General features: G+C 46.0%; 20 protein-coding genes, 1 tRNA gene and 2 pseudogenes. 11 read left to right on the top strand and 12 right to left on the bottom strand.

Annotation, left to right across the window (positions count from 1 at the left end; all coding sequences use genetic code 11):
- The first annotated feature begins 99 nt into the window (after positions 1-99).
- The 4 genes from QUB24_RS10935 to QUB24_RS10920 all read left to right on the top strand — a co-directional run bounded on the left by QUB24_RS10935 (position 100) and on the right by QUB24_RS10920 (position 5,979).
- Positions 100-1,404 (top strand): aspartate aminotransferase family protein, encoded by a 1,305-nt coding sequence (locus tag QUB24_RS10935; RefSeq protein ID WP_333153198.1) that lies wholly within the window; start codon positions 100-102, stop codon positions 1,402-1,404.
- 267 nt (positions 1,405-1,671) lie between these two features.
- A complete protein-coding gene (locus QUB24_RS10930) occupies positions 1,672-3,150 on the top strand; it encodes a TldD/PmbA family protein (protein ID WP_333153197.1) in 1,479 nt (492 codons plus the stop codon).
- A gap of 125 nt (positions 3,151-3,275) precedes the next feature.
- The gene (locus QUB24_RS10925; RefSeq protein WP_333153196.1) at positions 3,276-4,622 is read left to right on the top strand and encodes a TldD/PmbA family protein; all 1,347 of its coding nucleotides are present in this window, start codon (positions 3,276-3,278) and stop codon (positions 4,620-4,622) included.
- Positions 4,623-4,854: 232 nt separating this feature from the next.
- On the top strand, positions 4,855-5,979 hold the full coding sequence (locus tag QUB24_RS10920; protein WP_333153195.1) for a THUMP domain-containing protein: 1,125 nt from the start codon (positions 4,855-4,857) through the stop codon (positions 5,977-5,979).
- 207 nt (positions 5,980-6,186) lie between these two features.
- Here the strand turns inward: QUB24_RS10920 and hpxZ are convergent, their stop codons facing one another.
- From hpxZ to QUB24_RS10905, 3 genes are all read right to left on the bottom strand, one after another.
- On the bottom strand, positions 6,187-6,579 hold the full coding sequence (gene hpxZ, locus QUB24_RS10915) for an oxalurate catabolism protein HpxZ (RefSeq protein WP_333153194.1): 393 nt from the start codon (positions 6,577-6,579) through the stop codon (positions 6,187-6,189).
- Positions 6,580-6,670: 91 nt separating this feature from the next.
- A complete protein-coding gene (locus tag QUB24_RS10910; RefSeq protein ID WP_333024554.1) occupies positions 6,671-7,090 on the bottom strand; it encodes a peptidylprolyl isomerase in 420 nt (139 codons plus the stop codon).
- Positions 7,091-7,326: 236 nt separating this feature from the next.
- Positions 7,327-8,196 carry a prohibitin family protein gene (locus QUB24_RS10905; RefSeq protein ID WP_333153193.1) on the bottom strand — a complete coding sequence of 290 codons (870 nt, stop codon included), beginning with the start codon at positions 8,194-8,196 and terminating at the stop codon, positions 7,327-7,329.
- Positions 8,197-8,331: 135 nt separating this feature from the next.
- On the opposite strand from QUB24_RS10905, the gene QUB24_RS10900 reads away from it, so the two are divergent.
- Positions 8,332-9,132, top strand: a complete 801-nt coding sequence (locus QUB24_RS10900; protein ID WP_333153192.1) for an RNA ligase family protein — start codon at positions 8,332-8,334, stop codon at positions 9,130-9,132.
- 125 nt (positions 9,133-9,257) lie between these two features.
- On the top strand, positions 9,258-10,412 hold the full coding sequence (locus QUB24_RS10895) for an AAA family ATPase (RefSeq protein WP_333153190.1): 1,155 nt from the start codon (positions 9,258-9,260) through the stop codon (positions 10,410-10,412).
- An 86-nt stretch (positions 10,413-10,498) separates the two neighbouring features.
- On the opposite strand, the gene QUB24_RS10890 is transcribed toward QUB24_RS10895, so the two are convergent.
- Both QUB24_RS10890 and QUB24_RS10885 read right to left on the bottom strand, forming a co-directional pair.
- A complete protein-coding gene (locus tag QUB24_RS10890; RefSeq protein ID WP_333153189.1) occupies positions 10,499-10,708 on the bottom strand; it encodes an acetyltransferase in 210 nt (69 codons plus the stop codon).
- A 27-nt stretch (positions 10,709-10,735) separates the two neighbouring features.
- Positions 10,736-11,902 carry a zinc-dependent alcohol dehydrogenase gene (locus QUB24_RS10885; protein ID WP_333153188.1) on the bottom strand — a complete coding sequence of 389 codons (1,167 nt, stop codon included), beginning with the start codon at positions 11,900-11,902 and terminating at the stop codon, positions 10,736-10,738.
- Positions 11,903-12,588: 686 nt separating this feature from the next.
- On the opposite strand from QUB24_RS10885, the gene mutS reads away from it, so the two are divergent.
- From mutS to QUB24_RS10870, 4 genes and pseudogenes are all read left to right on the top strand, one after another.
- Positions 12,589-15,216, top strand: a complete 2,628-nt coding sequence (gene mutS / locus QUB24_RS10880) for a DNA mismatch repair protein MutS (RefSeq protein ID WP_333153187.1) — start codon at positions 12,589-12,591, stop codon at positions 15,214-15,216.
- A 235-nt stretch (positions 15,217-15,451) separates the two neighbouring features.
- The gene (locus QUB24_RS33600) at positions 15,452-15,778 is read left to right on the top strand and encodes a hypothetical protein (protein WP_445300399.1); all 327 of its coding nucleotides are present in this window, start codon (positions 15,452-15,454) and stop codon (positions 15,776-15,778) included.
- A gap of 141 nt (positions 15,779-15,919) precedes the next feature.
- Positions 15,920-16,087: pseudogene (locus tag QUB24_RS33595) on the top strand (ISKra4 family transposase); the annotation flags it as partial.
- A gap of 19 nt (positions 16,088-16,106) precedes the next feature.
- Positions 16,107-16,466 (top strand): annotated as a pseudogene (locus QUB24_RS10870) (IS1 family transposase); the annotation flags it as partial.
- A gap of 248 nt (positions 16,467-16,714) precedes the next feature.
- On the opposite strand, the gene QUB24_RS10865 reads toward QUB24_RS10870, so the two are convergent.
- Both QUB24_RS10865 and QUB24_RS10860 read right to left on the bottom strand, forming a co-directional pair.
- Positions 16,715-16,796: transfer RNA gene (locus QUB24_RS10865), tRNA-Leu, on the bottom strand.
- A gap of 432 nt (positions 16,797-17,228) precedes the next feature.
- Complete coding sequence (locus tag QUB24_RS10860) at positions 17,229-17,939, bottom strand: peptidoglycan-binding protein (RefSeq protein WP_333153186.1); 711 nt, start codon at positions 17,937-17,939, stop codon at positions 17,229-17,231.
- Between the two features lie 612 nt (positions 17,940-18,551).
- Here QUB24_RS10860 and QUB24_RS10855 point away from each other — a divergent pair.
- The gene (locus QUB24_RS10855; protein WP_333153185.1) at positions 18,552-18,692 is read left to right on the top strand and encodes a hypothetical protein; all 141 of its coding nucleotides are present in this window, start codon (positions 18,552-18,554) and stop codon (positions 18,690-18,692) included.
- Positions 18,693-18,739: 47 nt separating this feature from the next.
- Here QUB24_RS10855 and QUB24_RS10850 read toward each other — a convergent pair whose 3' ends face one another.
- From QUB24_RS10850 to QUB24_RS10830, 5 genes are all read right to left on the bottom strand, one after another.
- Complete coding sequence (locus tag QUB24_RS10850) at positions 18,740-21,160, bottom strand: sucrose synthase (RefSeq protein WP_333153184.1); 2,421 nt, start codon at positions 21,158-21,160, stop codon at positions 18,740-18,742.
- A gap of 128 nt (positions 21,161-21,288) precedes the next feature.
- Positions 21,289-22,812: a carboxypeptidase M32 gene (locus QUB24_RS10845; protein WP_333153183.1), complete on the bottom strand. Its 1,524-nt coding sequence runs from the start codon at positions 22,810-22,812 to the stop codon at positions 21,289-21,291.
- Between the two features lie 79 nt (positions 22,813-22,891).
- Positions 22,892-24,094, bottom strand: coding sequence for a tetratricopeptide repeat protein (locus QUB24_RS10840; RefSeq protein ID WP_333153182.1), 1,203 nt, complete (start codon positions 24,092-24,094; stop codon positions 22,892-22,894).
- 422 nt (positions 24,095-24,516) lie between these two features.
- Positions 24,517-25,260 (bottom strand): Uma2 family endonuclease, encoded by a 744-nt coding sequence (locus QUB24_RS10835; protein WP_333153181.1) that lies wholly within the window; start codon positions 25,258-25,260, stop codon positions 24,517-24,519.
- A gap of 90 nt (positions 25,261-25,350) precedes the next feature.
- Complete coding sequence (locus QUB24_RS10830; RefSeq protein ID WP_333153180.1) at positions 25,351-25,752, bottom strand: type II toxin-antitoxin system Phd/YefM family antitoxin; 402 nt, start codon at positions 25,750-25,752, stop codon at positions 25,351-25,353.
- Between the last annotated feature and the right edge of the window lie 98 nt (positions 25,753-25,850).

Raw genomic sequence — 25,850 nt, 5'->3', positions numbered from 1 at the left:
GAGATGTTTGTAAAATTATAATAAGTGTCCGGCACTCTCCAATGGGTAGCAAGTTATAGTTTGAAGGCAGAATCATCAATATAAAAAGATAAAAAAACGATGACAAATATGGACGCTTACTGGATGCCGTTCACCGCCAACCGACAGTTTAAAGCGAATCCGCGAATGTTGGTTTCTGCCAAAGATATGCACTTTACAAGCGATGATAACCGCTCAATTTTGGATGGTACTGCGGGGCTGTGGTGCGTGAATGCAGGACACGCCCGCGAGACAATTGCCGAAGCAGTTAAACAGCAGGTTTTGCGTTTGGATTACTCCCCGGCTTTTCAGATGGGACATCCGGGGGCTTTTGAATTGGCGGAACGTTTGGTAAAGATGATTCCGGGCAATTTCGATCGCGTTTTCTTTACTAATTCGGGTTCGGAATCTGTAGAAACTGCTTTAAAAATTGCGATTGCTTATCACCGGGTGAAAGGTGAAGGAACTCGCCAACGATTAATCGGTAGGGAACGCGGCTATCACGGCGTTGGTTTTGGGGGAATTTCTGTCGGCGGTATCGGTACAAACCGCAAGTTTTTTGGCAGTTTGCTGACGGGAGTCGATCATTTGCCTCACACTCACAGTCTCGAACACAATGCTTTTAGCCGCAAACAACCGGAATGGGGAGCGCATTTGGCGGATGAATTGGAGCGGATTGTCGCTTTGCACGATGCGTCGAATATTGCAGCGGTAATTGTCGAACCTGTGGCTGGTTCTACAGGTGTTTTGATTCCCCCGAAAGGTTATTTGGAGAGGCTGCGGGCGATTTGCGACAAGTACGGAATTCTGCTGATTTTTGATGAGGTAATTACCGGATTCGGGCGTTTAGGTTCCAGTTTTGCTACGGAATATTTTGGGGTGGTTCCCGATATTGTGACGGCGGCGAAAGGGATAACTAACGGTACGGTGCCGATGGGGGCGGTGTTTGTGAAACAAGGCATTTATGATGCTTTTATGAATGCTCCTGAAAATGCGATCGAGCTTTTTCACGGTTATACTTATTCTGGTCATCCTCTGGCTTGTGCGGCTGCTTTGGCTACGCTGGATATTTATGAGGAAGAAAAGCTGTTTGAACGAGCCGATAAGATGGCTGGTTACTGGGAAGATGCGGTGCATTCTTTGAAGGGGGTGCGGCACGTAATAGATGTCCGCAATCTGGGACTGGTGGCAGGTATTGAGTTAGAATCTATTGCTGGAAAGCCTGGTAAACGGGCGTTTGATTGTTTCTTGCAGTGCTATGAAAAAGGGTTGCTAATTCGGACTACGGGTGATATTATTGCTTTGTCGCCACCGCTGATTATTGAGAAGGAACATATCGATCGCATTGTGGAGATTTTGACAGGGGTTTTGCAGGAGATGGAGTGAGATTAAAAGGAGATGTTGCCCAATGATCAAGAACAGGCTTTCCGGCCTGTTCCACAAAGAGTGAATTTATTGTGGGGTGGTATCCGGCCCGCGATTAAACTCACTCTTTGTACTATTTTTAAGAACAGGCTTTCCGGCCTGTTCCACAAAGAGTGAATTTATTGTGGGGTGGGCATCCGGCCCGCCCAGAGAAGGCTTATTGAAAATGGTTCAAATAATTAAAAAGCGCTATAATAATTGATAACTAACGACGAATGACGAATAACTATGGTGCAATTAACTGCAAAAATCTCTGCTAACGAGTTAGCAAATTTGGCTGTAGATTTGATTCGGAAAACAGGTTGCGAGTACGGTGATGTACGTTTTTGCAGTTACCGAAGGCAGAATCTTTACGCGCGCGATCGATCTTTAAGTCAACTGTCAGATAATGTAAGTTCCGGTTTTGGCGTGCGAGTGCTTCTAGACGGTGCTTGGGGGTTTGCTGCCAGTCACAGCAAAACGCCGGCAGAGGTTGCAAGAATAGTCGCTTTGGCTGTAGAAATCGCTAAAGGCAGCCGCTTAACTCAGAAGGAACCGGTGCGGTTAGTGCCTGTCGAAAAATATGTTGATACCTACATTACTCCCATCGCCATTGACCCTTTTTCTGTACCCGTTGCTGAGAAAGCTGAACTGCTGCTAACTATCAACGAGCGGCTGCTAGCACACGGCGCACAAGGCATCAAAAAAGCTTCTTCTTTTTTGCATTCCAGCCGCGAAGACAAGGTTTTTGCTTCTACAGAAGGCTCGCTAATCGAACAAACTATCTACCGCAGCTATCCGGGTTTTGGCTGTACGGCAATTGCGGGCGGCGATGCCCAAAGTCGCAGTTACGAACGCCCGCCGCTGAATATCGGTTACGAACATATTAATCCCGATGATTTGTTGAGTCAAGTCGAAAGAGTTGCCGCCGAAGCTATTGAGAAAGTGCGCGCTCCCAAAATCCAGGCTGGTATTTGCAAATCCCTGATTCTTAAACCGACAAATTTGTTTTTGACAATTCACGAATCAGTCGGGCATCCAACTGAATTAGACCGGGTTTACGGCTACGAATCTAATTTTGCTGGCACGAGCTTTGCTACTACTGATAAGTTAAATAAACTGCAATATGCTGCGCCTTGGGTGAATTTTAAGTGCGATCGCACTCAGCCAGGGGGCCGCGGTACAATGGGTTACGATGATGAGGGCGTAAAATCACAAGAGTGGTACGTTGTCAAGGATGGAATTTTAGTTGATTATCTCACTGACAGAGAGACGGCTTATCGCCTCGGACGCGGTAGCAGCAACGGTTCTGCTTGCGCTGACAGTTGGTCGAGCGTGCCGATGGTGAGAATTCCCAATTTGGGATTGGAGCCGGGCCCGGATGGCGGCAGCCATACTGCTACTTTGGCAGAGATGATTGCGGATACGGAAGACGGGATTTTAATCGACGGTATGGGTAGTTATTCGATCGACCAGCAGCGGCGCAATTTTCAATTCGGCGGCGATGCTTTTTGGAAGGTTGAAAAAGGTAAAGTGGTCGGTATGTTGAAGGATGTAACTTATCAGGCGATGACTACTGATTTCTGGAATCAAATAGATGCGATCGGGCCGGCTTCGGAGCTGGTTCAGTGCGGTACTCATATATGCGGAAAGGGCGAGCCGATGCAGGTGGCTCAAATGACTCACGCTTGTGTGCCCGTGCGAGTGAGGGATATTCAAATTGGGTAATAGGGCATGGGGCATGGGTCATCGGTTCTTAGTTATTAGTTAATTGCTAACAATGCCCAATTCCCAATGTCCAATTTGCAGTGCCCAATTCGCAATACCCAATTCGCAATGCCTAATTACCAATCATGATTGTAACAACATCGCCCGCAACTTTAAGTGAAGACCAAGCCTTATCTGTAGTAGAAAAAGCAGTCAAACTATCCAAAGCAGAGGAAGTATTTGTCAGTATCTCTACTGGCGAGGAATCTCTTTCGAGATTCTCGGAAAATCAAATCAGCCAAAATATCAGCAAAACTGTGTTTAGCCTGAGCATTACTAGCTATTTCGGTAACAAAAGTGCCTCTGCTGCTGTTACAGAATTTGATGAAGATGCGATCGCCTCCGCAGTCAAGCGATCGGAAGAATTGGCCCGAATTGCGCCGGCAGACCCCGAATGGATGCCGCTGCTGCCGCCTCAAACCTACGATTTGCGATCGCCCGCCTTCGACACAGCAACGGCAACTGTATCGCCTCTAGCGCGGGCCGAAATGGTGCAGCAAGCGTGCGCGAGAGCCTCCCAGGGGGGCGCTCATGGTTCCGGCACTTTGAGCACTGAGGCGTCGCTGTACGCGATCGCCTCGTCAACCGGACTCCGTGCCTGCAACCAGTCTACAGATGCGGATTTCAGCTTTACTGCTCGCGTTGAAGACGGTTCTAGTTGGGCGAAGAGCACTGCTTGGAGTATCAACGAATTGCCGATCGCCCAATTAGCAGAACAAGTGCTCGATCGGGCGATCGCATCCCGCAACCCGCGCCCCATCACTCCCGGCGTTTATCCGGTAATCCTTGACGGTGCTGCTTTTGCGGGCTTGCTACCGTGGGTGATTTGGAGCTTGGATGCGAGGGCGGCGGATGAGGGGCGATCGTTTATGTCGATCGCCGATGCAGAGGGAAAACCAGCGGGAAACCGCGCGGGGGAACAACTTTTTAGCCCGTTAGTGCAAGTGCAGCGCGATCCGGCTCATCCTTTGTTGCGATCGAATACTTTTTTCGACGACGGATTAAGCAATAACTATTTGGAAATCATCAAAAATGGCATCCCTCAAAGTTTGTCTTATTCCCGCTACTGGGCCGCACAAAAACGCAAAGAGGCAAAAGGTGCTTATTACCCGATGGTGATGAGAGGTTCCGACCAAAGTTTAGCAGATTTAATTGCTCAAACCGAGCGAGGAATTTTCGTCAGTCGAGCTTGGTACGTGCGTTACGTTAATCCGAAAACATTGGAAGTAACGGGAATGACTCGCGACGGTACTTTTTGGATTGAGGATGGCAAAATTGCTTACCCGATCAAAAACCTGCGTTTCAATCAAGTTTTACCTGATATGTTGCGCGATGTGGATGCAGTTAGTGCGGTGAAGCGTTACGGCGGTAGTGTCGTGCCCGGAGTGCGCGTGAAAGCTTTTAATTTCACGAGTATTACTGACAGTTTGTGACTCACACATTTCTAACAATCTGTAGGGGCGGGTTTCACAAACAATCACAGCCAACAAAGAACAATCTCTCAAACCCGCCCCCACCCAGATTAATGCGAGTGATTTATCGTAAAGGTAGAGTATTTATTTTGATAGTTAGGATTAAAACCAGCTATTATAGTCATCAGTCTGGTGTCTGTTGTTAGTAACAATTCCCAATTCCCAATTCCCAATTCCCAATTACCAATTATCAATGAATCAATATTTTGCTACAGTTGCGCGCGGTTTAGAAACTATTGCCGCCCAAGAATTAGAACGTTTAGGGGCCCAGGATGTTAAGCCAGATTTTACAGGGGTTTACTTTGCGGGCGATCGGGCTTTATTATACCGCGTCAATCTTTGGTCGAGAACAATTTTTCGAGTGCTAATGCCGATCGCCGAATTCCGGTGTTACAACTCGGATATGCTCTACCGCGAAGTGCAGAAAATCCCTTGGGACGAATACTTATATCCCGACAATACTTTAGCAGTAAACTGCACCGGCGGCAACGAAAAGTTGAACCACACTCACTTTACAGCTTTGCAGGTCAAAAATGCGATCGCCGACCAACAGCGCCTTCAATTTAACAAGCGTTCTAATGTTGATGTAGAGCATCCCGATTTGCTAATTAACCTTCACATTCATCAAGATAGAGCTATTTTAAGCTTAGACAGTTCTGGCGGCAGTTTGCACCGCCGGGGATATCGACCGGCGATGGGGCTTGCTCCCCTCAAAGAAACCCTAGCTGCGGCTTTGTTGGAGATGGCAGAATGGACGCCTGATTTGCCGTTTTTAGACCCGATGTGCGGTTCTGGGACTTTGCCTTTGGAAGCGACTTTAAAGGGATTGAATATTGCACCGGGATTGTTTAGAGAAAAGTTTGGATTTATGACTTGGCGGGATTTTGACGAACCTTTGTGGGATGAATTGTGGGCCGAAGCTGAAAATAGTGAGTTACCGGAACTTAAAGAGGTGATTGCCGGGTGCGATCGCGATTCCGATATGTTAACTCAAGCTCGCACGAACGCGCAGCAAGCTGGTATTTCCGGTAAGATTCAGTTTGCTCAAACCGAGTTATCTCAGTTGGAAGCACCCGCAGACAGAGGCGTTTTGATTTGCAATCCTCCCTACGGAGAGCGCCTGGGAGATGCTAGCGAATTGGGAGATTTGTACAAGATGTTGGGGGATATTTTCAAGAATCGTTTTAAAGGTTGGAATGCGTTTATTTTGACTGGGAATAAGGAGTTGGGTAAAAAGGTGGGACTCAGGACATCGCGGCGAATTCCGGTTTTTAATGGATCGATTCCGTGTACTTTGCTCAAATATGAACTGTATTAGGGGATTCGGAGCAGGGAAAATAGCGGTAATCAGGAAGCTACTGCAAAAGTGGATAACCAAGAAAGCAGAAGATAGGTGAGAAGGCAGAGAGAGGCACTAATAGTAAAGGAAAAAAAGAATATCTGCCGAATTAAATTGCTCAGCAATAATCAAATTCAAATACCGACTGGGGAAATTATTTCACCTTGATCTGAGGTATGTCACCGCTCATCCCTCGCTCGGCAACAAAGAAACGTGAGCGGAAACAATCTTCCACCCTTGAGGAAACTTCCGCCACATCTGACTCTGCCGCCCCAGGCGCACCACTCCATCCATTACACGGCGAAATTCCAGCGTCACAGCCGCCGTGTCTGCATCGAATGTCACGACTTTGAGGTTGAACATTTCTCGATCGACATTTACAGGCGATCGCCCTTTGCGAAAAGCCCTCACCTCATCACTCCCGTACAGGTTCTCCGTCACCCCAAACCGCACGACTTCCGGCGCATCCCAGAACAAATTATCGAGAGTTTCAATATCATTCGTACAAAGAGCTTTTTCGTATTTTAAATATAGTTCAGTTAACTCAGCCGCCACAGCAGAATCATTTATTACACTCATAAATTGTAGATTTTAAAACTCTGAACTTTCACAAATTTTGTTTGCAATAAGGATTTTAGCCCTTATTGCAAACACAACTAATTACTGGAAATTAATGCTCAATTTTGAGCGAAATAATCTTGTCACCTTGGCGGATAGCATTGACGACAGACATATCCTCAGTTTTGCCAAAAGTTGTGTGAACTCCATCTAGATGAGACTGGGGAGAATGGCAAATAAAGAATTGGCTACCACCCGTATCGCGGCCTGCGTGAGCCATCGATAAAGTTCCTGCTAAATGTTTGTTGGAGTTAATTTCGCACTTGATTTTGTAGCCGGGGCCGCCCGTTCCATTGCCTTTTGGACAGCCACCTTGAATCATAAAGTTAGGAATGACTCGGTGAAAAGCCAATCCATCGTAAAAACCTTTTTCCGCCAAGTCAACAAAATTCTTCACTGTGTTAGGCGCATCCGCATCGAACAATTCCAAATTGATTGTGCCTTTGTCGGTTTCCATAATAGCGCGGGTCATGATTTCTCCTGGCTTCCTAAAATGAGTGTGTTGCCTGCGTTTTAATTGCGGACTTCGCTTTTATAACCACAGGTTTCAAACTGTCGTTATATTGTGGCTTTCAGAAGTGTAGCATATTCCCGCAACTCTCATAGGAGTTATGTGCGCTTTCTGAGGAAACTCGGTTTATTGCGAGATTTCTGGTTAGCAAAGCCAATATTTTCGGAGGCACCGAGTTTGTAACCCTCAGCCATATTTTAATTGTTGGTCACTTGCGGGCGATCGGGTTCTTCCTGAATATCGTTCATATTAAAAATGAAAGGAACCCGACTCGAACCGCTGCCCATCACCAACACTTTTGGCATCTGAGCGCCGCCGCTTCTCCAAGCTTCGATCGCCTCTTTTTGCAGCACTAAATCGCCGCCTTGGGCCTTCAAAGTTTCAGCCAAAAGTCTTTGAGCTTCCGCCCTACCTTGAGCGCGGTTAATGTCAGCTTGAGCCTGTTGTTCTGCTTCCTGAGCAACATAAACAGCCCTTTGCGCCCGCTGTTCAGCGACCTGTTTCTCCTCAACCGCTTTCGCAAAATCTGCCGAGAATCGAATGTTAACAACGCTCGTATCGAGTACGATTACATCATACTTTGATAGCCTCTCTTTCAGCGCCGTATCAAAGTCTCGCTTCAGTTCACTTCTTTGAGTAATAGATTGTTCGGCGGTTCTCAGTGCAGCCGCTGTTTTAAAGGCTTCTTGCGTCTGAGGAGCAATAATTTTTGAGACTATATTCTCCAAAGTTCCTTGAGTCCTTCGGACATCAACTATTCTCGCAGGATCGAGGCGAAAGTTGATCGCAAAACTAGCATTTAAATCCTGAAGGTCTTTAGTAGCACTCTGGGCGGGAACTTCAAACTTTTGCACTGTTACATCGTACACATCTACCTTGGATATTAGCGGGGGTCTGAGGTGAAACCCCTCTAACAATGCTCCATCTGTGGCTTTTCCTAAAACACTGACTACCCCTGCTTCACCGGGATTGATGACGACAAAAGAGTTTAATCCCAGGAGTAGCGCGCCTACTAATAGAATCCCAGCGAATGCTGATGATATGCTCTGGAAACTTTGACTTTTCAACTTAGACGCTCCTTTGTGATCATTCCATTATAATGGTTAAATGGATTGGGCAGCCTCTAAAGTCTAAAATCTAAAATTAAAATCAAAAATGGATGGGGTCGCCTCTCAATTCTAAAATCTAAAAGGGATTGGCTGATGCTCAAAATTGTTAAATATCCTAGAACTTATCACATCGAAGGTTCGCGTTTCCAACCAGGCGATGAAGACCTCGACAGCGTGCCATTTAGCGCTTTGATCGATCGCCCTCTAATTCTAGAAGAAAAGGTAGACGGCGCTAATACAGGCATCAGCTTCGCACCAGACGGACAAATGCTGCTGCAAAGTCGCGGTCACTATCTCACCGGCGGGCCGAGGGAAAAACACTTTAACTTATTCAAACAGTGGGCTTTCAGTCTCAGCGGAACCCTGGGAGAAGTGCTGGGAAATCGCTACATTCTTTACGGCGAATGGCTTTATGCCAAACACACTGTTTTTTATGATTTTTTGCCGCACTATTTTATGGAATACGACGTGCTGGACTTAGAAACCAGTCAATTTTTGAGTACAGAATCCCGCCAAAAGTTGTTAACAGGACTGCCGTTAGTGTCAGTTCCCGTGCTGTTTTCTGGATTGCTGAAATCGCCCCAGCAAATGATGCAGTTTATGGAAAAATCTAATTTTATTCAACCGGGACATTTGGAGCGGTTGCGTTTGTACTGCGGGGAATTGGGATTAGATGAAGAACGATGTTTGAAAGAGACTGACAAGAGCGAGATTATGGAGGGTCTGTACCTTAAAGTCGAAGAAAATGGCATAGTAAAGGCGCGTTACAAATACGTGCGTGCCAGTTTTTTGACTGCTATTAAAAATGCCGAAGGACATTGGCTAAATCGCCCAATTGTACCCAATATTCTGCGTCCCGGTGCAGATTTATTTAATTTCACAGGACTTATGTAAGACCTCTAGCTATTAGAAAAATCTGCGGTTAAAAGCGCTCCTACTAAATTTTTGTCCCTCTCGAACTAACTAAAAAATCAAGGTGCTAATTTCACACCTTACCATATTAACAAACAGGTGAAACCATGACTTATCTATTATCACAATCCCCTACTTGGACTTTTCCCTTTTGTCCCGAACCCCCCGATTGGTTTCTGGATTGGGACAGCATTCAAAATCATTTCGATTGGATTCAAAAATTAAAAAGCTGTCAGCAAGACCCGATTTATCACGCCGAAGGAGACGTTTTAATTCATACCAGAATGGTCTGCGAAGCATTAATATCTTCCCCGAATTGGCGGCAACTTCCCGAAAAAGAACGATCGATACTTTTTGCCGCCGCTTTGCTGCACGATGTCGCCAAACCAGCCTTTACAAAAATCGAAGCCGACGGCAGAATTAGCTCAAAAGGTCACGCCCGCCAAGGTGCGAGAATGGTCAGACAAATTTTATCTCAATTCCAGCCGCCCGTGCAGTTTGAGATTCGCGAAACAGTTGTGGCGATCGTCCAATTCGGCAGTTTACCCATCTGGTTAATCGACAAACCCAACCCGCAGCAGTCTGTAATTAAAGTTAGTCAAGTTGTCCGCTGCGATTTCCTCGCACTTTTAGCCGAAGCAGACGTGCGCGGCCGCCACTGCGCCGACAAACAAGAATTGCTCGATAAAATAGAACTATTTCGGGAGTTTTGTCAAGAAAATAATTGTTTGGATTCTCCCCGACAATTCCCCTCGGCACACAGCCGATTTATCTACTTCCGCAAAGAGAACGGCCACCCGGATTACGAAGCATTTGACGACACTAAATGCGAAGTAATTTTGATGTCTGGCTTGCCAGGAAGCGGTAAAGATTATTGGATTCAGAAAAATCTCCCCGATTTGCCAGTAATCTCGCTGGATGCACTGCGAAAAGAGATGAATGTCCCTCCCGACGAAACCCCTGGAAATGTGGTCACAGCCGCGAAAAAAAAAGCACGCGAATACATGAATGAGGGGCGTTCTTTTGTGTGGAATGCTACAAATACAACCAAACAAATGCGCCAGCAATTAATTAATTTTTTTGCTGCTTATCAAGCGCGAATTCGCATTGTTTATCTGGAAGTACCTCTAGAAGAAATATTGCAGCGGAATCGATCGCGCACAGCAACAGTACCGGAAGCAGTTATTCGCAAATTAGCGGCGCGACTAGATATTCCAGACATCACAGAAGCGCATCAAGTCGAGTGGATCGTTAACAATTAATCTCCCTTTTTACCTCAAACTGTTAGAGCCCCGACTTCTTTAAGAAGTCGGGGCTCTGGGCATTAGGTTTGGGGCTTCCCTTGATATCAATGAGTTTGATAATTTTCCTCAGTCCAACAGCGGGGCAGATCTTCACCGGAAGGAAAGACTAAATTACTTTTTGGAAAAGTTGCTTTCTCTTGCTCTTCTTGACCTGCTTGATTTTTTCCCGGCACTTCATTTTTTGTAGGGCTGATTAAAGCCTCTACATCCAGGATTTCTATCAAGTCGCCTGATTCTTTTTCTTGTAAAAGCATAGTTTCTCCTTGTCAATTGAATGCGAATTAGGGTTTGAGGACAACTTTGATGCAGTTGTCTTTTTTGTTGAGGAAAATCTCGTAGGCGTGGGGCGCTTCATCCAATTTCATTCGGTGCGTAATTACGAATGACGGGTCAATTTCGCCTTTTTGAACGCGATCGAGCAAAGGCCGCAAATAGCGGTGAACGTGCGTCTGTCCCATTTTCAGGGTCAAGCCTTTGTTGAAAGCTGCACCTAACGGCACTTTGTCAACAAAGCCGCCGTAAACGCCGGGAATTGAGACTGTGCCGCCTTTGCGGCAAGCTACGATTACTTGTCGCAGGGCAGTGGGTCGATCGCTCTCCAACCGCACGGCTTGCTTAGCTTTGTCGTACAAAGCGTCGAGGCCGGTGCCGTGGGCTTCCATCCCCACCGCGTCGATGCAGGCGTCAGGCCCGCGTCCCCCCGTCATTTCGGTGACGGCTTCCCCGGCGTCCATTTCTTCGTAATTGATAATTTCAGCTTTCGCCGCGGCCGCCATTTGCAAGCGTTCCGGTATGCGGTCGATCGCAATTACTCGATCGGCCCCCAGCATAAACGCGCTTCTGATTGCAAATTGTCCGACCGGCCCGCATCCCCAAACTGCTACCGTATCCCCCGGCTGAATGTTGCAGTTTTCGGCCGCCATGTAACCGGTCGGAAAGATATCCGTGAGGAACAATACTTGTTCGTCCGAAAGTCCGTCGGGAATTTTTAAAGGACCGACATCTGCAAACGGAACCCGCGCGTATTCTGCTTGACCTCCTGCATAGCCGCCCGTTAAATGCGAGTAGCCAAACAGTCCTGCCGGCGAATGACCGTAGATTTTTTCAGCCAGCCCAGCATTGGGGTTGGAGTTGTCGCACAGCGACCACAAATCCCGGTTGCAAAAGAAGCAACTGCCGCAAGAAATAGTAAAAGGAATCACGACGCGATCGCCCTTTTTTAAGTTCTTGACTTCGCTGCCGAGTTCGACTACTTCCCCCATGAATTCGTGGCCCATGATGTCGCCCGATTGCATGGTGGGGATGTAGCCGTTATAGAGGTGCAAATCTGAGCCGCAGATTGCTGTAGACGTGATTTTAACTATGGCATCGCGCGGATTGATAATTGTTGGGTCTGGTACATTATCAACTCGCACATCATTTGCTCCGTGCCAGCAAAGAGCTTTCATTATTTTTTTTCCTCTATTTAACTACTAGCTAGCAGATTTTTGATTCTAAATCTTACCTTTACTAAGCCGATAAATTACTCGCTTCGATGTTTTTAATTCTAAGCATATAAAATGTTTTATCTCTCTATCCGAGGTATAATTTAAAAATCTATCTTTCGGCTGTTTTAAATAACAAAAATGTAAAGTTTATGCCCCTAAAATGCGGAAACTTTGACCTTATTGTGTTAACGCCCAACCTTTATAGCAAGCACGCTCGACGGTTAAGACGTTCCTAATTGCTGAAATCATTGCGGAAGATTGCTTCTTCTTTCTTTTTACCGTGAGCGAACTTGAAAGGCTTTCAACATCTGCTATAACAGTTAATAAGGAGATGGATGAGTTTGCTTTTGTGACTCGCCGATCCCTATCCTCTCACAATAGATAAAATATCCGCCATAAGTCTCACTGTAGCGGCTGCTTGGACTCACATTAGATAAGTAGCGACATAAAAATTCTCAACTAAAAGCGGGTTTATCGATTATTAAGTAGGGTGCGTGACTTTTGTATAGCTCAACACTCTTCACCAATATTGACAATCACGCACCCTGCTTAAGGAGGATTAATCGTCAAATATTGTATATTAGTTATAGCTAAAAGCCGAGCTTGCGCTAAAGTTGTTAAAGATTAAAATTTATCGATCGCCTTTTATGCCTTACACTGCATCTACCCCAACAGACCCCCATCAACCCAACATCCGCAATGCCGACCACCGCCTACTAGAATTCACCAAGCTGACGCCGATGATGCAGCGGTATGTGGAAGTGAAAGAACAGTATCCCCACGCACTTTTATTGTTTCGAGTAGGAGATTTTTTTGAGTGTTTTTTCCAAGATGCAGTTACTATTTCGCAGGAATTAGAACTTGTTTGTACTAGCAAAGAAAGCGGCAAGGAAATCGGCAGAGTGCCGATGACAGGAGTGCCGCACCACGCCCTCGACCGCTACACCTCAATGTTAGTAGAAAAAGGCTATGCTGTGGTAGTTTGCGACCAAGTGGAAGATGCCTCTATTGCTGCTAAAGAAGGCCGCCAAGTCAAGCGAGAAATTACCCGCATTCTCACTCCCGGAACCTTGACTGATGACGGAATGCTCAAACCCAGACAAAATAATTTTTTAGCAGCAATCGTCATCGCTGGGGAACATTGGGGATTGGCTTATACTGATATTTCTACGGGAGAATTCGTCACTACCCAAGCAGACAGTTTAGAACAATTAACCCTAGAATTGCTGCGTTTGCAGCCTTCGGAAGTCTTGGTACCGACTAATGCGCCGGATTTGGTGACTATGTTGAGGCCCGGAGAGAAATCCGAGCATTTGCCCGATTGTTTGCCGAATTCGTTTTGCTATTCTTTGCGATCGCAAATTCCGTTTACTTTGCCCGAAGCCAAACAGAGAATCCTGCAAAAGTTCAAAGTGCGATCGCTTGAAGGTATGGGATGCGGCCATTTGCCCCTCGCAGTGCGCGCCGCCGGGGGTTTGCTGCAATATATCGAAGAAACTCAAAAGGAAAAAGCAGTTTCTTTGCAAAGATTGCATACTTACACTCTCACCGATTTTCTCATACTCGACTACCAAACCCGCCGCAATCTCGAAATTACTCAAACAGTGAGAGATGGGGTTTTTCACGGTTCGCTGCTGTGGGCGATAGATAAAACCAGCACCGCAATGGGAGGCCGCGCTTTGCGCCGCTGGGTTCTGCAACCTTTGCTCAACATTAAAGGCATTGGCGCCAGACACGACACGATCCAAGAATTAGTAGAAAATAACGGTCTGCGCCAAGATTTTCAGCAGTTGCTGCGCCAAATTTACGACATCGAAAGACTGACAGGCCGCGCCGGTTCGGGAACAGCTAGCGCGCGGGATTTGGTCGCTTTAGCTGATTCTCTCTCGAAACTGCCGGAATTAGCCTCGATCGCAGCCCAAGGGCGATCGCCCTATTTGAAAGCGCTGCAAAATGTACCGCCAATTTTAGAAGAATTAGCAAGTAAAATTCACGCTCATTTAGTTGATGAACCGCCGATTCATTTAAAAGAAGGAGGTTTGATTCGAGCTGGAATCAATGCCATGCTAGATGAAATGCGCCACACTGCATCAGCCGACCAAGAATGGATTGCCAATTTAGAAGCAACTGAGAGAAAACGCACGGGAATTTCTAATTTAAAAGTAGGCTACAATAAAGCTTTCGGCTATTACATCAGCATTACCAAATCGAAAGTAGACCAAGTGCCGAAGGACTACACCCGCAAGCAAACTCTCACCAATGAAGAACGTTATAGCACTGAAGAATTAAAAGAAAGGGAAGTGCGAATTCTGACAGCGCGGGAAGATTTAAATCAATTGGAATACGATATTTTTGCTAAAGTGCGATCGGAGGTAGGAGAACACGCCGAAATTATTCGCAACGTTTCCCGCGCCGTGGCCGCGGCGGATGTTTTGTGCGGTTTGGCAGAAGTAGCAGTTTACCAAAATTACTGCCGCCCGACTATGACAGAAAGTCGGGAAATTAAAATTATTGAAGGTTGTCATCCGGTGGTGGAAAAGTCTTTGCCGCCGGGATTTTTTGTACCTAATTCTGCTTTTTTGGGTCGGGAAGAATCGCTAAACCGCCCAGATTTAATTATTTTAACAGGCCCAAATGCTAGCGGCAAAAGTTGTTATTTGCGGCAGGTTGGTTTGATTCAGTTGATGGCGCAGATGGGCAGTTTTGTGCCGGCGAAAGCTGCGAGTTTGGGAATTTGCGATCGCATTTTTACCCGCGTCGGCGCAGTAGATGATTTGGCAACCGGTCAATCTACGTTTATGGTGGAAATGAACGAAACTGCAAATATTCTCAATCACGCGACGCCGCAATCATTGGTGTTGTTAGATGAAATTGGCAGGGGAACGGCGACGTTTGACGGACTTTCGATTGCTTGGTCTGTGGCAGAATATTTAGCAACTGAGATTCGGGCGCGGACAATTTTTGCGACTCACTATCACGAGTTAAATGAGTTAGCTTCTATTTTGGATAATGTCGCAAATTATCAGGTGACAGTGAAAGAATTGCCGGATCAAATCGTATTTTTGCACCAAGTTCAGCCTGGAGGTGCTGACAAATCTTACGGAATTGAAGCGGGCAGATTAGCTGGTTTACCGCCGTCGGTGATTGACCGGGCGAGACAGGTGATGAGGCAGATTGAGAAACATAGCAAAATTGCGATTGGGCTGCGGAAGGGTGTTAAAAAAGATGGCAAAAAAGAGTCTGAGGGCGAACAGTTGGATATTTTTGATGATTAAAACTTTAAGGTGATAAAAAAGTTTGTAGATGCGTAGATGTGTAGGGTGCGTCAGATCGTCCAAACCTGTTAAAATCGAAAGGATCGATATCTGACGCACCATAACCATACAACTGCGACACTTGCATCTGCCTGGGAGCATCCCACTTTGGTAATCAGTATAAATATTCAGACAATTGTCTGGCTAAGCTGATGGCATAATAGAAAGCAGATAAATTACCATAATCCAAGTTAGCATGACCCCAGAAGAACAACAGAAGCTCAAAATAAATCTCCAAGAAATAGCAGAGATCCTTTATAAGAATACCCCAGTAGACAATCTACAAAGCTTTGAATCCGTAGAACTGAGTGTGAGGGAACATTTAATTAAGACAGTAGCACCAGAAATTAGCTGTTTTTTTTCACTCGGCGGGGGGAAAAGGTTCGGGAAGAAAAAGAACCATAAAAAGTTGTGTAGGAGAAATAACTCTATCGAGCAAACAAGCCCAAAGGCAGGGAGTGAAGAAGGGAAGTCGCCTGAGTCCGAATCTGGAGAAATGTTGTTTATTATTAGTGGGAAATGAGTCTTTTGCCAATGCGGAGAGAGACCTCAAAATGTTGACAGGAATTTATGTACCCCACAGTACACAACATCGGCTATTAGATCCCTGCAAATTGCTGCCGCCTGAAACTACTGAGAAAGTAGAAGCATGTTCGTATAGACGGAGGAAACGATTGATATTGGTTCGGGGGCTGTAGAGTCTTTAATTAAACAGATTGGAGCAAGAATTAAGATTGTAGGTGCACAGTGGAACGAAAAAAATGTGCCTCAATTTTTAAGACTCAGATGTGCATATTTAAATAATGAGATTAAAATGGGTAGGTATGCTTAGTTAAAAAGCGGGATGATCCCAATGGGTGTGGTTAGCAATGGATAGAGAAACCAGAGAAATTATTGGTGTTTATATTGGCGATCGTAGCGAAGAAGGAGCAAAACAATTATGGAATTCTCTACCTCCTGTATATCGACAATGTGCTGTTTGCTATACAGATTTTTGGCAGGCTTATGCTTGTATTTTTCCTTCGCTACGCCATCAGCCAGTTGGGAAAGACAGTGGAAAAACTAATCACATTGAAAGATTGAATAATACTTTGCGCCAACGTGTTTCTCGTCTAGTAAGAAAAACTCTTTCATTTTCTAAAAAGTTAGAAAACCATATTGGTGCTATTTGGTATTTTATTCATCATTACAACTATGTTTTGAGCCAATGAATATCTAATCACTACATATTTATGACTACCCTTTAGAGCAAGCTGCCAACCAGGCAATATCAGCGCCACCAATTCAACATCAAACACAAGTGTCCGAAATTTCGGACATCGAACCAGTGCTAGACAAATTGCTAGAAACTAAGCTACACACTAAGCTAGCGGCTAAATTAGCGAAGGATGAGCGGAAAGCGTAAGTTTTAATGGCCTAACCAACCTGAAACTATTGATTTACAAAGCGTTAACAGTAGTGCGGATAAAAGGACTTGAACCTTCACTCCTCTCGGAACCAGAACCTAAATCTGGCGCGTCTGCCAATTCCGCCATATCCGCATTTTGACACTTAAATACTATAGCACACCACAGAGCGATCGGTCAATAGATTTTAGATTTTAGATTTTAGATTGAAGGAAGCGACACACTGATAAATCCGCAGGCTGATGACCAAATATAGCCTTTCTCAGTAACAGGAGGTGATCATAGGCCTCCGTGGCCTCCGTGGCCTCCGTGGCCTCCGTGGGCATAGGCATAGGACTCGCCCCCATACCTCACAACGCGATCGAACCGCTATAGCTCGATCGCCCAACATCGATTTTAGATTTTAGATTTTAGATTTTAGATAAAATAAAGCGACCCACTGATAAATCCGCAGGCTTATGACCAAATTGCTCGATCGGTCAACATCGAGAAACCCGGTCATTTGGGGACACCGGGTTCAATCGTGAGTTATCGCCACAGCAATTTTCCGTTTTTTTCACTTGTCACTTACTTTTGGCCGAGCGCTTTCCAGGTTGTTTCGTCCACCATGCCGCTAGCGGTCAAACCCTTATTCTCCTGAAAGTTCTTGACAGCCGTAGCAGTGCGACCGCCAAAAATGCCGTCGATCGGGCCCGGATCGTAACCCTGTATTTCCAAACGCACCTGTAGCGTCTTCACCTTGGAACCGACGGCGCCTTTATTTAGAAGAGTTGGAGGATTGCCGGGAACAGCAGCATTGCTCAGAATTGGAGCATTGCTCTGCACAGTTTCAGGAGCCGACGCTGGATCTGCTGCTAAAGCTGTCCAAGTTTCTTTATCCACAATGCCATCTGCGTTCAAACCCTTAGACTGCTGAAAAGCACGAACCGCCGATGTAGTGCGAGAGCCATAGGTACCGTCGATCGTCCCCACCTTGAAACTGTGAACCTGCAAGCGCTGCTGTATGGCTGCAACTTCTGGCCCGTCAGCACCCGCCGAGATAGTTTTTTCCTTTTTCACTGGCGGCTGCTCGCCCGCGTAAAAAGGCTTGTTAAACATATCTGCTTGGGACTTTCCGTCAGGCGATGCTGACGCACCCGGATCGGCGGGAGCCGTAAAGTCTCTGCGGTACTGTTCCTGCACCAAGGGTTCGGAGTCAAAAGCAGCAATTGCCTTTCGGGTTAAGCCGGGAGCGAGCAGAGCGATCAAGCTGAAAATCGTAACAGTAGTCACACGCATAAATTTCATCCTGTTGGTAAGGTTTGACAAGGTTTCCCTGTTTTCTAGTTTCTAAATCTAATTGTATTACCCGGACTGCTTTATGAGACATATAGCAAAAGCAAGAAGGAAGAATGCCTTTCGACTTCGCGATCGGGTAACAAAAAGTCCTAGGGAAGGGGTAATAGACCGCATTGGTTTGGGCCATTAAGAAAGTTCTAAGCGTCTGGCGCGGTTGCTATATCTGCCCCGGTCTCTAGAATTTCGGCAATGGGGACACCAGCAATCAGAAGTTACGTGTTAGAAGTAGGGGCCGGTTCGCACTATTCCTAATAAAGCCAGTTGATTCCGAGATGTTTCGTTACCAAAGCTCATATTTTCGTATAAACCATGTTTTTTAGCCTCAGTCTTATGGTACAAAATCGGCTATTATTCACAAATCTTTACAGGCGGATTTTGTACAAAGTTGATCTATCAAAGGCGAAGTTTTTTCCTTCAATCCTCCCGTAATATCAATTTCGGTTGTATCTGAGATGTTGCACCATTCTCAATTACTTGTTTAGGAACAGGCAAGATGCCTGTTCCACAAGAAAATTCATCTCCTGTGGAATGGGTCGTTTAGGAACAGGCAAGATGCCTATTCCACAAGAAAATTTACTCTTTGTGGAACAGGCATCTTGCCTGTTCTTAAGAATGGTGCAAAATTTAAGTTATATCGGAATTATTAAACCCCTCTGGACGCCGAGGATAGAGAGAAAGGGAAGAGAGAGATGAATAATTCCGATACCAACGGATTTGATATAAAAAGCAAAACTCGGCAGTTATCGGTTCGCGTGTTCTGCCAATAAAGCCTTCGCTCTTGGCTTGTAAATGAGATAAAACAGCGATTCTATGTAGCGGAGCATATCTTCGCGGTTTTCCTTCGACGAGTAGTTCCAGAAACCGTAAGTCCGCGCCAGTGTCAGCAGCTTGGTAGTGTGAATTTTCCAGGTATACGTGCTGTAAACTCGGTCAATTCCTCGCGTTGAAATTTCATACCAATAGTTGGGATTGTGTTCGCATTTCGATAAAAAATCTAGAATTTTTTGGGCGGTTTCCGGGTGGTTTGTCGGGTTGATATAAAACCCATTTACCCCATCTTGAATGATTTCCAGCGGGCCGCCAAACTGCGTCCCGAAAGTGGGAATGCCGGTAATCATTGCTTCGAGAATTGTCAAGCCGAAAGCTTCAAATAATGCTGGCTGAACAAATATACCTTGGGCGTCGGCGATTACCCGGTAGATTTCGCCCGACAGGCTTTTGGAAAGCCTCACTCCCAGCCAGCGAATTTTACCGTGAAGGTTGTATTGGTCGATAATTGCGTAGAGTTTTTTAATTTCTTCTGCTTCTTCGTAGTCTTCGGTTTCTTCTACCCGCAGCTTGCCAGCTACTAGAATTAAGTTGCATTTCTCTTGCAGTTCCTTGCTTTTTCCAAACAATTCTGCTAAGCCTGTCAGGTTTTTAATGCGATCGAGCCGGGCCATCGAAAATAAAGGGCGCTTTTGCGGGTCGTCGAGTTTGCCAAAGACTTGTTCGGGGTCTTCTAGAGTAAACAGCAGTTCGCCCGGCCGATCGCGATCGGCTTGCACCCGGTCTTCTATCCGCGTGTAGGGAAAGTACACACTTTCGTTGACTCCCGGCGGTACTACGTTGAATTTAGGGCTGAACAGTTCAATCCCGTTCACAACGTGGTACAAATCCGGCATCGTAAAACAATGGTAAGATTCGTACTGACCGACACTATCGGGTTGGCCCACAATCTCTTGATAAGTGCTGCTGACAATACAATTAGCTGCATTCATGGCAATTATATCGGCCGTAAATTGCAGCGAAAAATGGTACTTTTCTTCGGATTCTTGCCAGTATAGATTGCTTAACAAATATTTAGATTTTTCCAGCGCATGGGCAATATTGCACTGAGTAGTTTTGAGTTTGCGAGACAGCAAAAACGCTACCAAGTTGCCGTCGGAATAGTTGCCGACAATTAAATCTGGTTTGCCCTGAAACTCAGCCAGCAATTCTTTTTCTGCATCGATCGCGTAAGTTTCCAAATAAGGCCAAATCTCAAATCTAGAAATCCAATTTTGAGTCAGTTTGGGATTGAACTCCCGGAAGGGAACCCGCAAAATCCAAGCATTTTCTGTGCCGTGAACTTTTTCCAAACGTTCGTTGCAGCGCGTGCCGTCGCTGTTAGGAATTAACCGGGTGAGAATAATTACTTTAGGTTTGACTCCTAAACTATCGAGACCGGCAAGATGAATGTCTTCTTGCAGTTGTTTCTCTAAACTCTTGGCTTGATCGAGGACATAAACTACCTGACCTCCCGTATCTGGTCGCCCCAAAACTCCTTCTTGGCCGAACCAGCCGTGAGGAGAAACTAGGACGATTTTGAAAATCATCGGGATGCGAGAAATAAATGCTTCTAGGGTTTGCGGATCGGGGGCATCAATTAATTCGTCAAGAAGTCCTAGGGTTTCATGCACGCGGGCTGCGGTATTTCCCCAACCTGCCTCTAAACCCATCATTTGCAGAACTAATCGAAATTTTTCGTAGGGTTCTTGTTCAGAAAGTTCGCTGACAAAGGTGAGGGCTTTTTTGATTTGTTCGGAAAGTTGTTCTTGGGATTTTATGCGCTCGTTAATTAATAATTGTACGCCGTTGCAGCGGTGAAGGCGCAAGAAATTAAATAGAGTTTCCTGCCACTGTCTGGGGTCTTGAAACAGTTGGCTGGACAGGTATCGGTTGAGGAATTGCACTCCTTTGCCGATGTTTTTGGGGTCGCGAATTGTGGGGGAATAATCGTAAAAAGGGCCAAAATCTAGTTCAAGAATGTCGCCTTCTTGGGGGTGAAATTGGTTGACGAAGCGATCGCGCACATCGAGCAATTCTTGCACTGTCATCTGCTCAACCGTCAAGTCGTCTGCAACTCGCACAATTTCCATACTAGCAATTTTTGGCCGCAGCAGGACGCAAAGGCTGCCATCTTCGAGAATAATTTCCTGAACGTAGAAAATCAGTTTGCTTAAAAGAGAAGATTGATGGAACTGTTCGGGCTTTTCGTATTTGGTGCAGTAGGCGGCAAAAGCGTTAACTATGTCGTTTCGCAGTAAATAGTTGTTTCCCAAAGCGCGTAAATCGCTGGCAAACTGACGCAAGTCGGCTTTTTCGTCGCTGGCAATCACAGCCTGAAAAAGTTCAGACATACATACTCCCTTATTTAAGACTTTTTATTCCCGCTTCAAAAAAGGGCGATACTCAAACAGTATCGCCCTTTTTTGAAGCGGCTACTTTTTTTGTAATTTTAAAGTCTACAATCTGAACTTGCTATCCCTCAAATGACATAAAACTCCCCGTATTTGTGGCGAATGTAACGGATAAAGGGATCGATAGTTAAAGGTGAACCTGTAACCCGATCGATCAATTCGACAGCGGTGTATTTACGGCCGTGCTGGTAGATGTTTTGTTTTAGCCAGTTGTGGAGTACGCTAAAATTGCCCCGTTCTATTTCTACGGGAATTTCAGGATTGATTTTTACTGCTGTTTCGTAGAATTGGGCGCTCATCAAGTTGCCGAGGGTGTAACCTTGGAACATTCCGCCGATCGTACCAACATACCAGTGAACATCTTGCATCGCGCCTTCGCTGTCGGTAGCGGGGACAACGCCGAGGTCGGTTTTATAGCGTTCGTTCCAGGCTTCGGGGAGGTCTCGCACTGCTAGTTTTCCCTCTACCATTGCCAATTCTAGGTCAAAGCGGATGGCGACGTGGAGGTTGTAGGTTACTTCGTCGGCGTCGGTGCGGATGAGCGATCGCGAGACTTTGTTAATTGCCCGGTAAAATGCGTCAGTGGATACGTGTCCCAACTGTCGCAAAAATATCCCTTGGAGTTGGGGGTAGAAACATTCCCAAAAACCGCGGCTGCGCCCGACCATATTTTCCCAAAGTCGCGATTGACTTTCGTGGACGCCGGAGGAAATGCCACCTGCCAGAAGCGTGCCTTCAAATTCCGGGGAATTTCCGAGTTCGTAGAGGGCGTGGCCAGCTTCGTGGATGCTGCTGAAGAGTGCTTGATCCAAGTGGTCTTCATAGACGCGGGTGGTAATTCGCACGTCGTCTATGGAGAAGTTGGTCATGAAGGGGTGCAGGGTGGTGTCTTGCCGTCCCCGCTGGAAGTCGTACCCCATGCGTTCTACGACTTTGCGAGTGAATTCTAGTTGCTGGGATTCTGGGAATTTTTGGTGCAAGCAGGAGTCGTCGGCGGGAGGTTGGGAGGTGATGGCTTCGACTATCGGCACTAATTCTTGACGCAGTTGGGCGAAAAGCGGGCGCAGCAGGGATACTTTCATGCCGTAGTCGCTACGATCGATCAAAGGATCGGCGATGTGTTCGTAGCCGGGGAAAAAGTCGGCGTATTGCCTGCTTAATTCTAGGGTTTTTTCGAGATACGGCTCGACGGCTGCGAAGTTGTTGGCTGCCCTGGCCGCAGCCCAAGCTTCGTAGCAGTCGGCTTGGTGGCGGCAGAGTGCGGACATGAAGGTTGCCGGGAGTCGGGCGGCGCGATCGTAGTCTCTGCGGGCTATGCGGATCAGGCTGGCTGCGGTGGAGTCGTAGGGGAGGGTTTGTTCGTAGAAACGCAAGTCTTCTAGGAGTTCACCTATTTTTGGATCTGTAAATTTTTCGTGGGATATTTGTTTGAGAGTAGCCAACTGGCGGCCTCTGGCACTTCCACCTTTGGGGGGCATATAAGTTGATTGATCCCAATGCAGCAGCGACGAGGCTGATTCGATGTCGTTAACTTCTCTGAGGTGGGCTGCCAGTTGAGCGAATTTTGCTTGAGTTTTATCTAGGGTTTGCATGATTGGGGTTTATGGTGCTGTTTTACCTACAAAGGTTGCAGTGCGGCATCCGTATCCATCAATCATAGCTACCCTGAAATCAAGCTAAAAACCGCACTTCTTCCCGTATTGTACGCAATTTAGAGTCATTTTTGCATAATTTCCGGTATTTATGCGGATTGAGTTCGATCGCCTTGGATAAGTTTTCGATCGCCAGCCGGATGCTGGTAGCAACAAGTTCCTGGCTGTTTGTGAGCTCGCCTGCTTCTTTTTCCAGGGCGTAAATGCAAGCTTTTTGATAGTAAAGGTTTGGATCGTCGGGTGTGAGTGCGATGATTTTATCGTAGGAGGCGAGCGCGTCGGTAAATCGTTGAATTTTTTTGAGGGCGACGGCGCGGTTGTACCAGGCTTCGGTGTTGTCTGGCTGCAACTCTAGGGTTTTGTCCCAAGAGGCTATTGCTTCTTCAAAGCGTTGTAAGTTGGCGAAGGCTAAGCCGCGGTTGTAAAAGGTTTCGCTGTCGTTTGGCTTGAGTGCGAGGGCTTTGTCCCAGGATGCGATCGCTGATTCAAATTGTCCCATTTGTGCGATCGCCGTGCCGCGTTTGTTCCAGGCTTCGGCGGAATTCGGCCGCAGTTGCAGGGTTTTGTCGTAGGAGGCGACGGCTTCCGGGTAGAGTTTTTCATCGGCTAGGGCTAAGCCCCGGTTGTACCAGGCTTGATGCAAGTTTGGTTTGAGTTCGATCGCTTTATCGTAAGAAGTTATCGCCTCTGTATTTTGGTCTGATTTTCTCAGGGCAAATGCTTTGTTGTACCAAGCTTCGCAGTAGTCTGGTTTGATGGCTATAGCTTTCTCGTAGGAGGCTATCGCTTCTGATAATTTTTCTAAGCTGACGAGGGTGTTGCCGCGGTTCGTCCAAGCTTCGGGGTAGCTGGGGTTGAGTGCGATCGCCTTTTCGTAGGATGCGATCGCTTCTGAGAGTCTGTTGAGCTTCCGCAAAACGTTGGCACGATTATACCACGCTTCGGGATTGTTGGGTTTGATTTGTAGGGATTTGTTGTAGGCTGCGATCGATTCTTCTAGCTGGCCCAATTTTTTGAGGGCTACGCCTTGGTTGTACCAGGCTTCATAAAATGTTGGTTCAAGTTCGATCGCTTCTTCCCAAGATTCGATCGCAGCTTGGAATCGTCCCATTGCTTCTAGGGCGTTGCCGCGATCGTACAATGTTTGAGCCTTTTGGGTGTTGACTGCTATGGAATTTTCCCCTGAGTCGATCGGCTTTTCTATGCTGGCTAATTTTTGCAAGGGGTTTCACCTCATTATTTTTTGTCTAATTGATTCTTTTCTTTTTTATATGCGATCTTTTTCGCTCTTGAGTGCTTTCGATCGCGACTATTTGGTTATTTATGGCAATTTTACAGGAATTTGGGGACTTTTTCAATTTTTTTTATTATACTTCTAGAGCTTGGATTGGTAGGTATAGATTAATACTATTTTTTTGAGCTGACCGAAACCATCCAGGATGCAAGCCCCCGATTTTATCCGTGGGGTCAATGCTTCAATTCTAAAATCTAAAATCTAAAATCTAAAATCGCGCAATCGATTGACTGGGTAGAAAAGAGGAAAGGGCGATCGGGCTGACAGGATTACGTTAAAACCACAAATAACCGCGATCGCCACCAACCATATTTTTAAAACAAACCGGGCTTATGAGCATTTATTCGGGGTTAAATGCTATCTGGATCGATGTTTAATTCGCGCAGTTTAGCTGCTAAACGTTGAGCTTTTTGATCTGCTTGTTCGGCTCTTTGATTGGCTTGTTCGGCTCTTTGATTGGCTTGTTCGGCTCTTTGAGACTCTTGTTCGGCTCTTTGAGACTCTTGTTGTAGGCGCTGACGATCTAATAACCTCTCTTCTTCTAATTCCGCGTATGAAAGAAACTTTTCTCCATTAGGTCGATAAATTTCTAACCCATCTTCTCCCAACTCAAATCGCACACCTAATCTCGGACTAATCCATCCCTCCATCGGCTCAATAACTTCTAAATCTCTCTCAATTCTTTGCCAACCTTCCAGTTCATTTATTTGTGGATCGTAAAGGTAATACTCCTCAACCCCATGACGCTGGTAAAATGAAAGTTTTTTATTCATTTTAGTGTTACTGTCGTTGTGGGAGCGAATCTCAAAGACGACTTGAGGGCCAATATTATCCTCTCGATGTTGTATGTAGGAAGGGCGATCGCCTTTTGGTCTCCCAAATATCACCATCGTATCAGGTGCTTGAGAAATTTCAGGTTTCCCCTCAACGGGATACCACAGTAAATCGGCGGCCACAAAAACGTTTGGGTCATCTCTAAACAGCGATTCGCAACCTTCTTTGATTTTGACAATTAATTCGTATTGAATTGTGCTTTCTGCCATTGGTTGACCGTCGCTGGAAGGATAAATGATTTCTTGGGTTGTGACTTGCATAGTCGTTGTCTCCGAGAAGTATCTAACAAGACTTACATGATGAGGCTCTCTATTTGCACCTATTTAATAGGAAACGGTACTAGGAAAATCTTACCATTGGTCATGGAATGGTTTACCGTCAGCTATGGTATAAATGTCTTCTTCTGGGTCGAGTATCGAACCAAAATTAGGATCGATCGCTACTGTTTTAATCCATTCTGAGTCGTGGAATGGCAAGCCATCAGCTAAAGTGTAGATATCTTCCGCTGAGTCTCTGAGAGAATCAAAGGCCGGATTGCATATCGCAGCTTTTAGCCAGTCATATTCTTGTAGTTTTGCTTTGTTAATGAGGGCAGCTTCTAGTGCTTCTAGTCGCTTCAGGTCTGCATAAGTAATGATAGCAGCGATCGCCCTTCCTTCCTGTTCTATGACGATTCGTTCTCCAGTATCCTCAACGCGGGCGATGAGTTCGGGAAATCTGTCATTAGTTACAGTTACATTTAGTTGAGTCATCTTTTACCTCACTATTAATTATTCTATCATATCGTGTGTACTAGCTTCGGTTGAAAAGTGTTTTTGATGCTGTAGGGGCGGGTTCGCCAACAATTTCT

The sequence above is a fragment of the Microcoleus sp. B9-D4 genome (assembly GCF_036705105.1).
Lineage (GTDB): Bacteria > Cyanobacteriota > Cyanobacteriia > Cyanobacteriales > Microcoleaceae > Microcoleus.
This window is presented reverse-complemented; position numbering and strand designations above follow the sequence as displayed.

What these genes read in the sequence shown, in the direction of transcription:
- QUB24_RS10935 (WP_333153198.1), top strand. Translation starts at nt 100, where the DNA reads ATGACAAATATGGACGCTTACTGGATGCCGTTCACCGCCAACCGACAG.
- QUB24_RS10930 (WP_333153197.1), top strand. Translation starts at nt 1,672, where the DNA reads ATGGTGCAATTAACTGCAAAAATCTCTGCTAACGAGTTAGCAAATTTG.
- QUB24_RS10925 (WP_333153196.1), top strand. Translation starts at nt 3,276, where the DNA reads ATGATTGTAACAACATCGCCCGCAACTTTAAGTGAAGACCAAGCCTTA.
- QUB24_RS10920 (WP_333153195.1), top strand. Translation starts at nt 4,855, where the DNA reads ATGAATCAATATTTTGCTACAGTTGCGCGCGGTTTAGAAACTATTGCC.
- hpxZ (WP_333153194.1), bottom strand. Translation starts at nt 6,579, where the DNA reads ATGAGTGTAATAAATGATTCTGCTGTGGCGGCTGAGTTAACTGAACTA.
- QUB24_RS10910 (WP_333024554.1), bottom strand. Translation starts at nt 7,090, where the DNA reads ATGACCCGCGCTATTATGGAAACCGACAAAGGCACAATCAATTTGGAA.
- QUB24_RS10900 (WP_333153192.1), top strand. Translation starts at nt 8,332, where the DNA reads ATGCTCAAAATTGTTAAATATCCTAGAACTTATCACATCGAAGGTTCG.
- QUB24_RS10895 (WP_333153190.1), top strand. Translation starts at nt 9,258, where the DNA reads ATGACTTATCTATTATCACAATCCCCTACTTGGACTTTTCCCTTTTGT.
- QUB24_RS10890 (WP_333153189.1), bottom strand. Translation starts at nt 10,708, where the DNA reads ATGCTTTTACAAGAAAAAGAATCAGGCGACTTGATAGAAATCCTGGAT.
- QUB24_RS10885 (WP_333153188.1), bottom strand. Translation starts at nt 11,902, where the DNA reads ATGAAAGCTCTTTGCTGGCACGGAGCAAATGATGTGCGAGTTGATAAT.
- mutS (WP_333153187.1), top strand. Translation starts at nt 12,589, where the DNA reads ATGCCTTACACTGCATCTACCCCAACAGACCCCCATCAACCCAACATC.
- QUB24_RS33600 (WP_445300399.1), top strand. Translation starts at nt 15,452, where the DNA reads ATGACCCCAGAAGAACAACAGAAGCTCAAAATAAATCTCCAAGAAATA.
- QUB24_RS10860 (WP_333153186.1), bottom strand. Translation starts at nt 17,939, where the DNA reads ATGCGTGTGACTACTGTTACGATTTTCAGCTTGATCGCTCTGCTCGCT.
- QUB24_RS10855 (WP_333153185.1), top strand. Translation starts at nt 18,552, where the DNA reads ATGCCTATTCCACAAGAAAATTTACTCTTTGTGGAACAGGCATCTTGC.
- QUB24_RS10850 (WP_333153184.1), bottom strand. Translation starts at nt 21,160, where the DNA reads ATGTCTGAACTTTTTCAGGCTGTGATTGCCAGCGACGAAAAAGCCGAC.
- QUB24_RS10845 (WP_333153183.1), bottom strand. Translation starts at nt 22,812, where the DNA reads ATGCAAACCCTAGATAAAACTCAAGCAAAATTCGCTCAACTGGCAGCC.
- QUB24_RS10835 (WP_333153181.1), bottom strand. Translation starts at nt 25,260, where the DNA reads ATGCAAGTCACAACCCAAGAAATCATTTATCCTTCCAGCGACGGTCAA.
- QUB24_RS10830 (WP_333153180.1), bottom strand. Translation starts at nt 25,752, where the DNA reads ATGACTCAACTAAATGTAACTGTAACTAATGACAGATTTCCCGAACTC.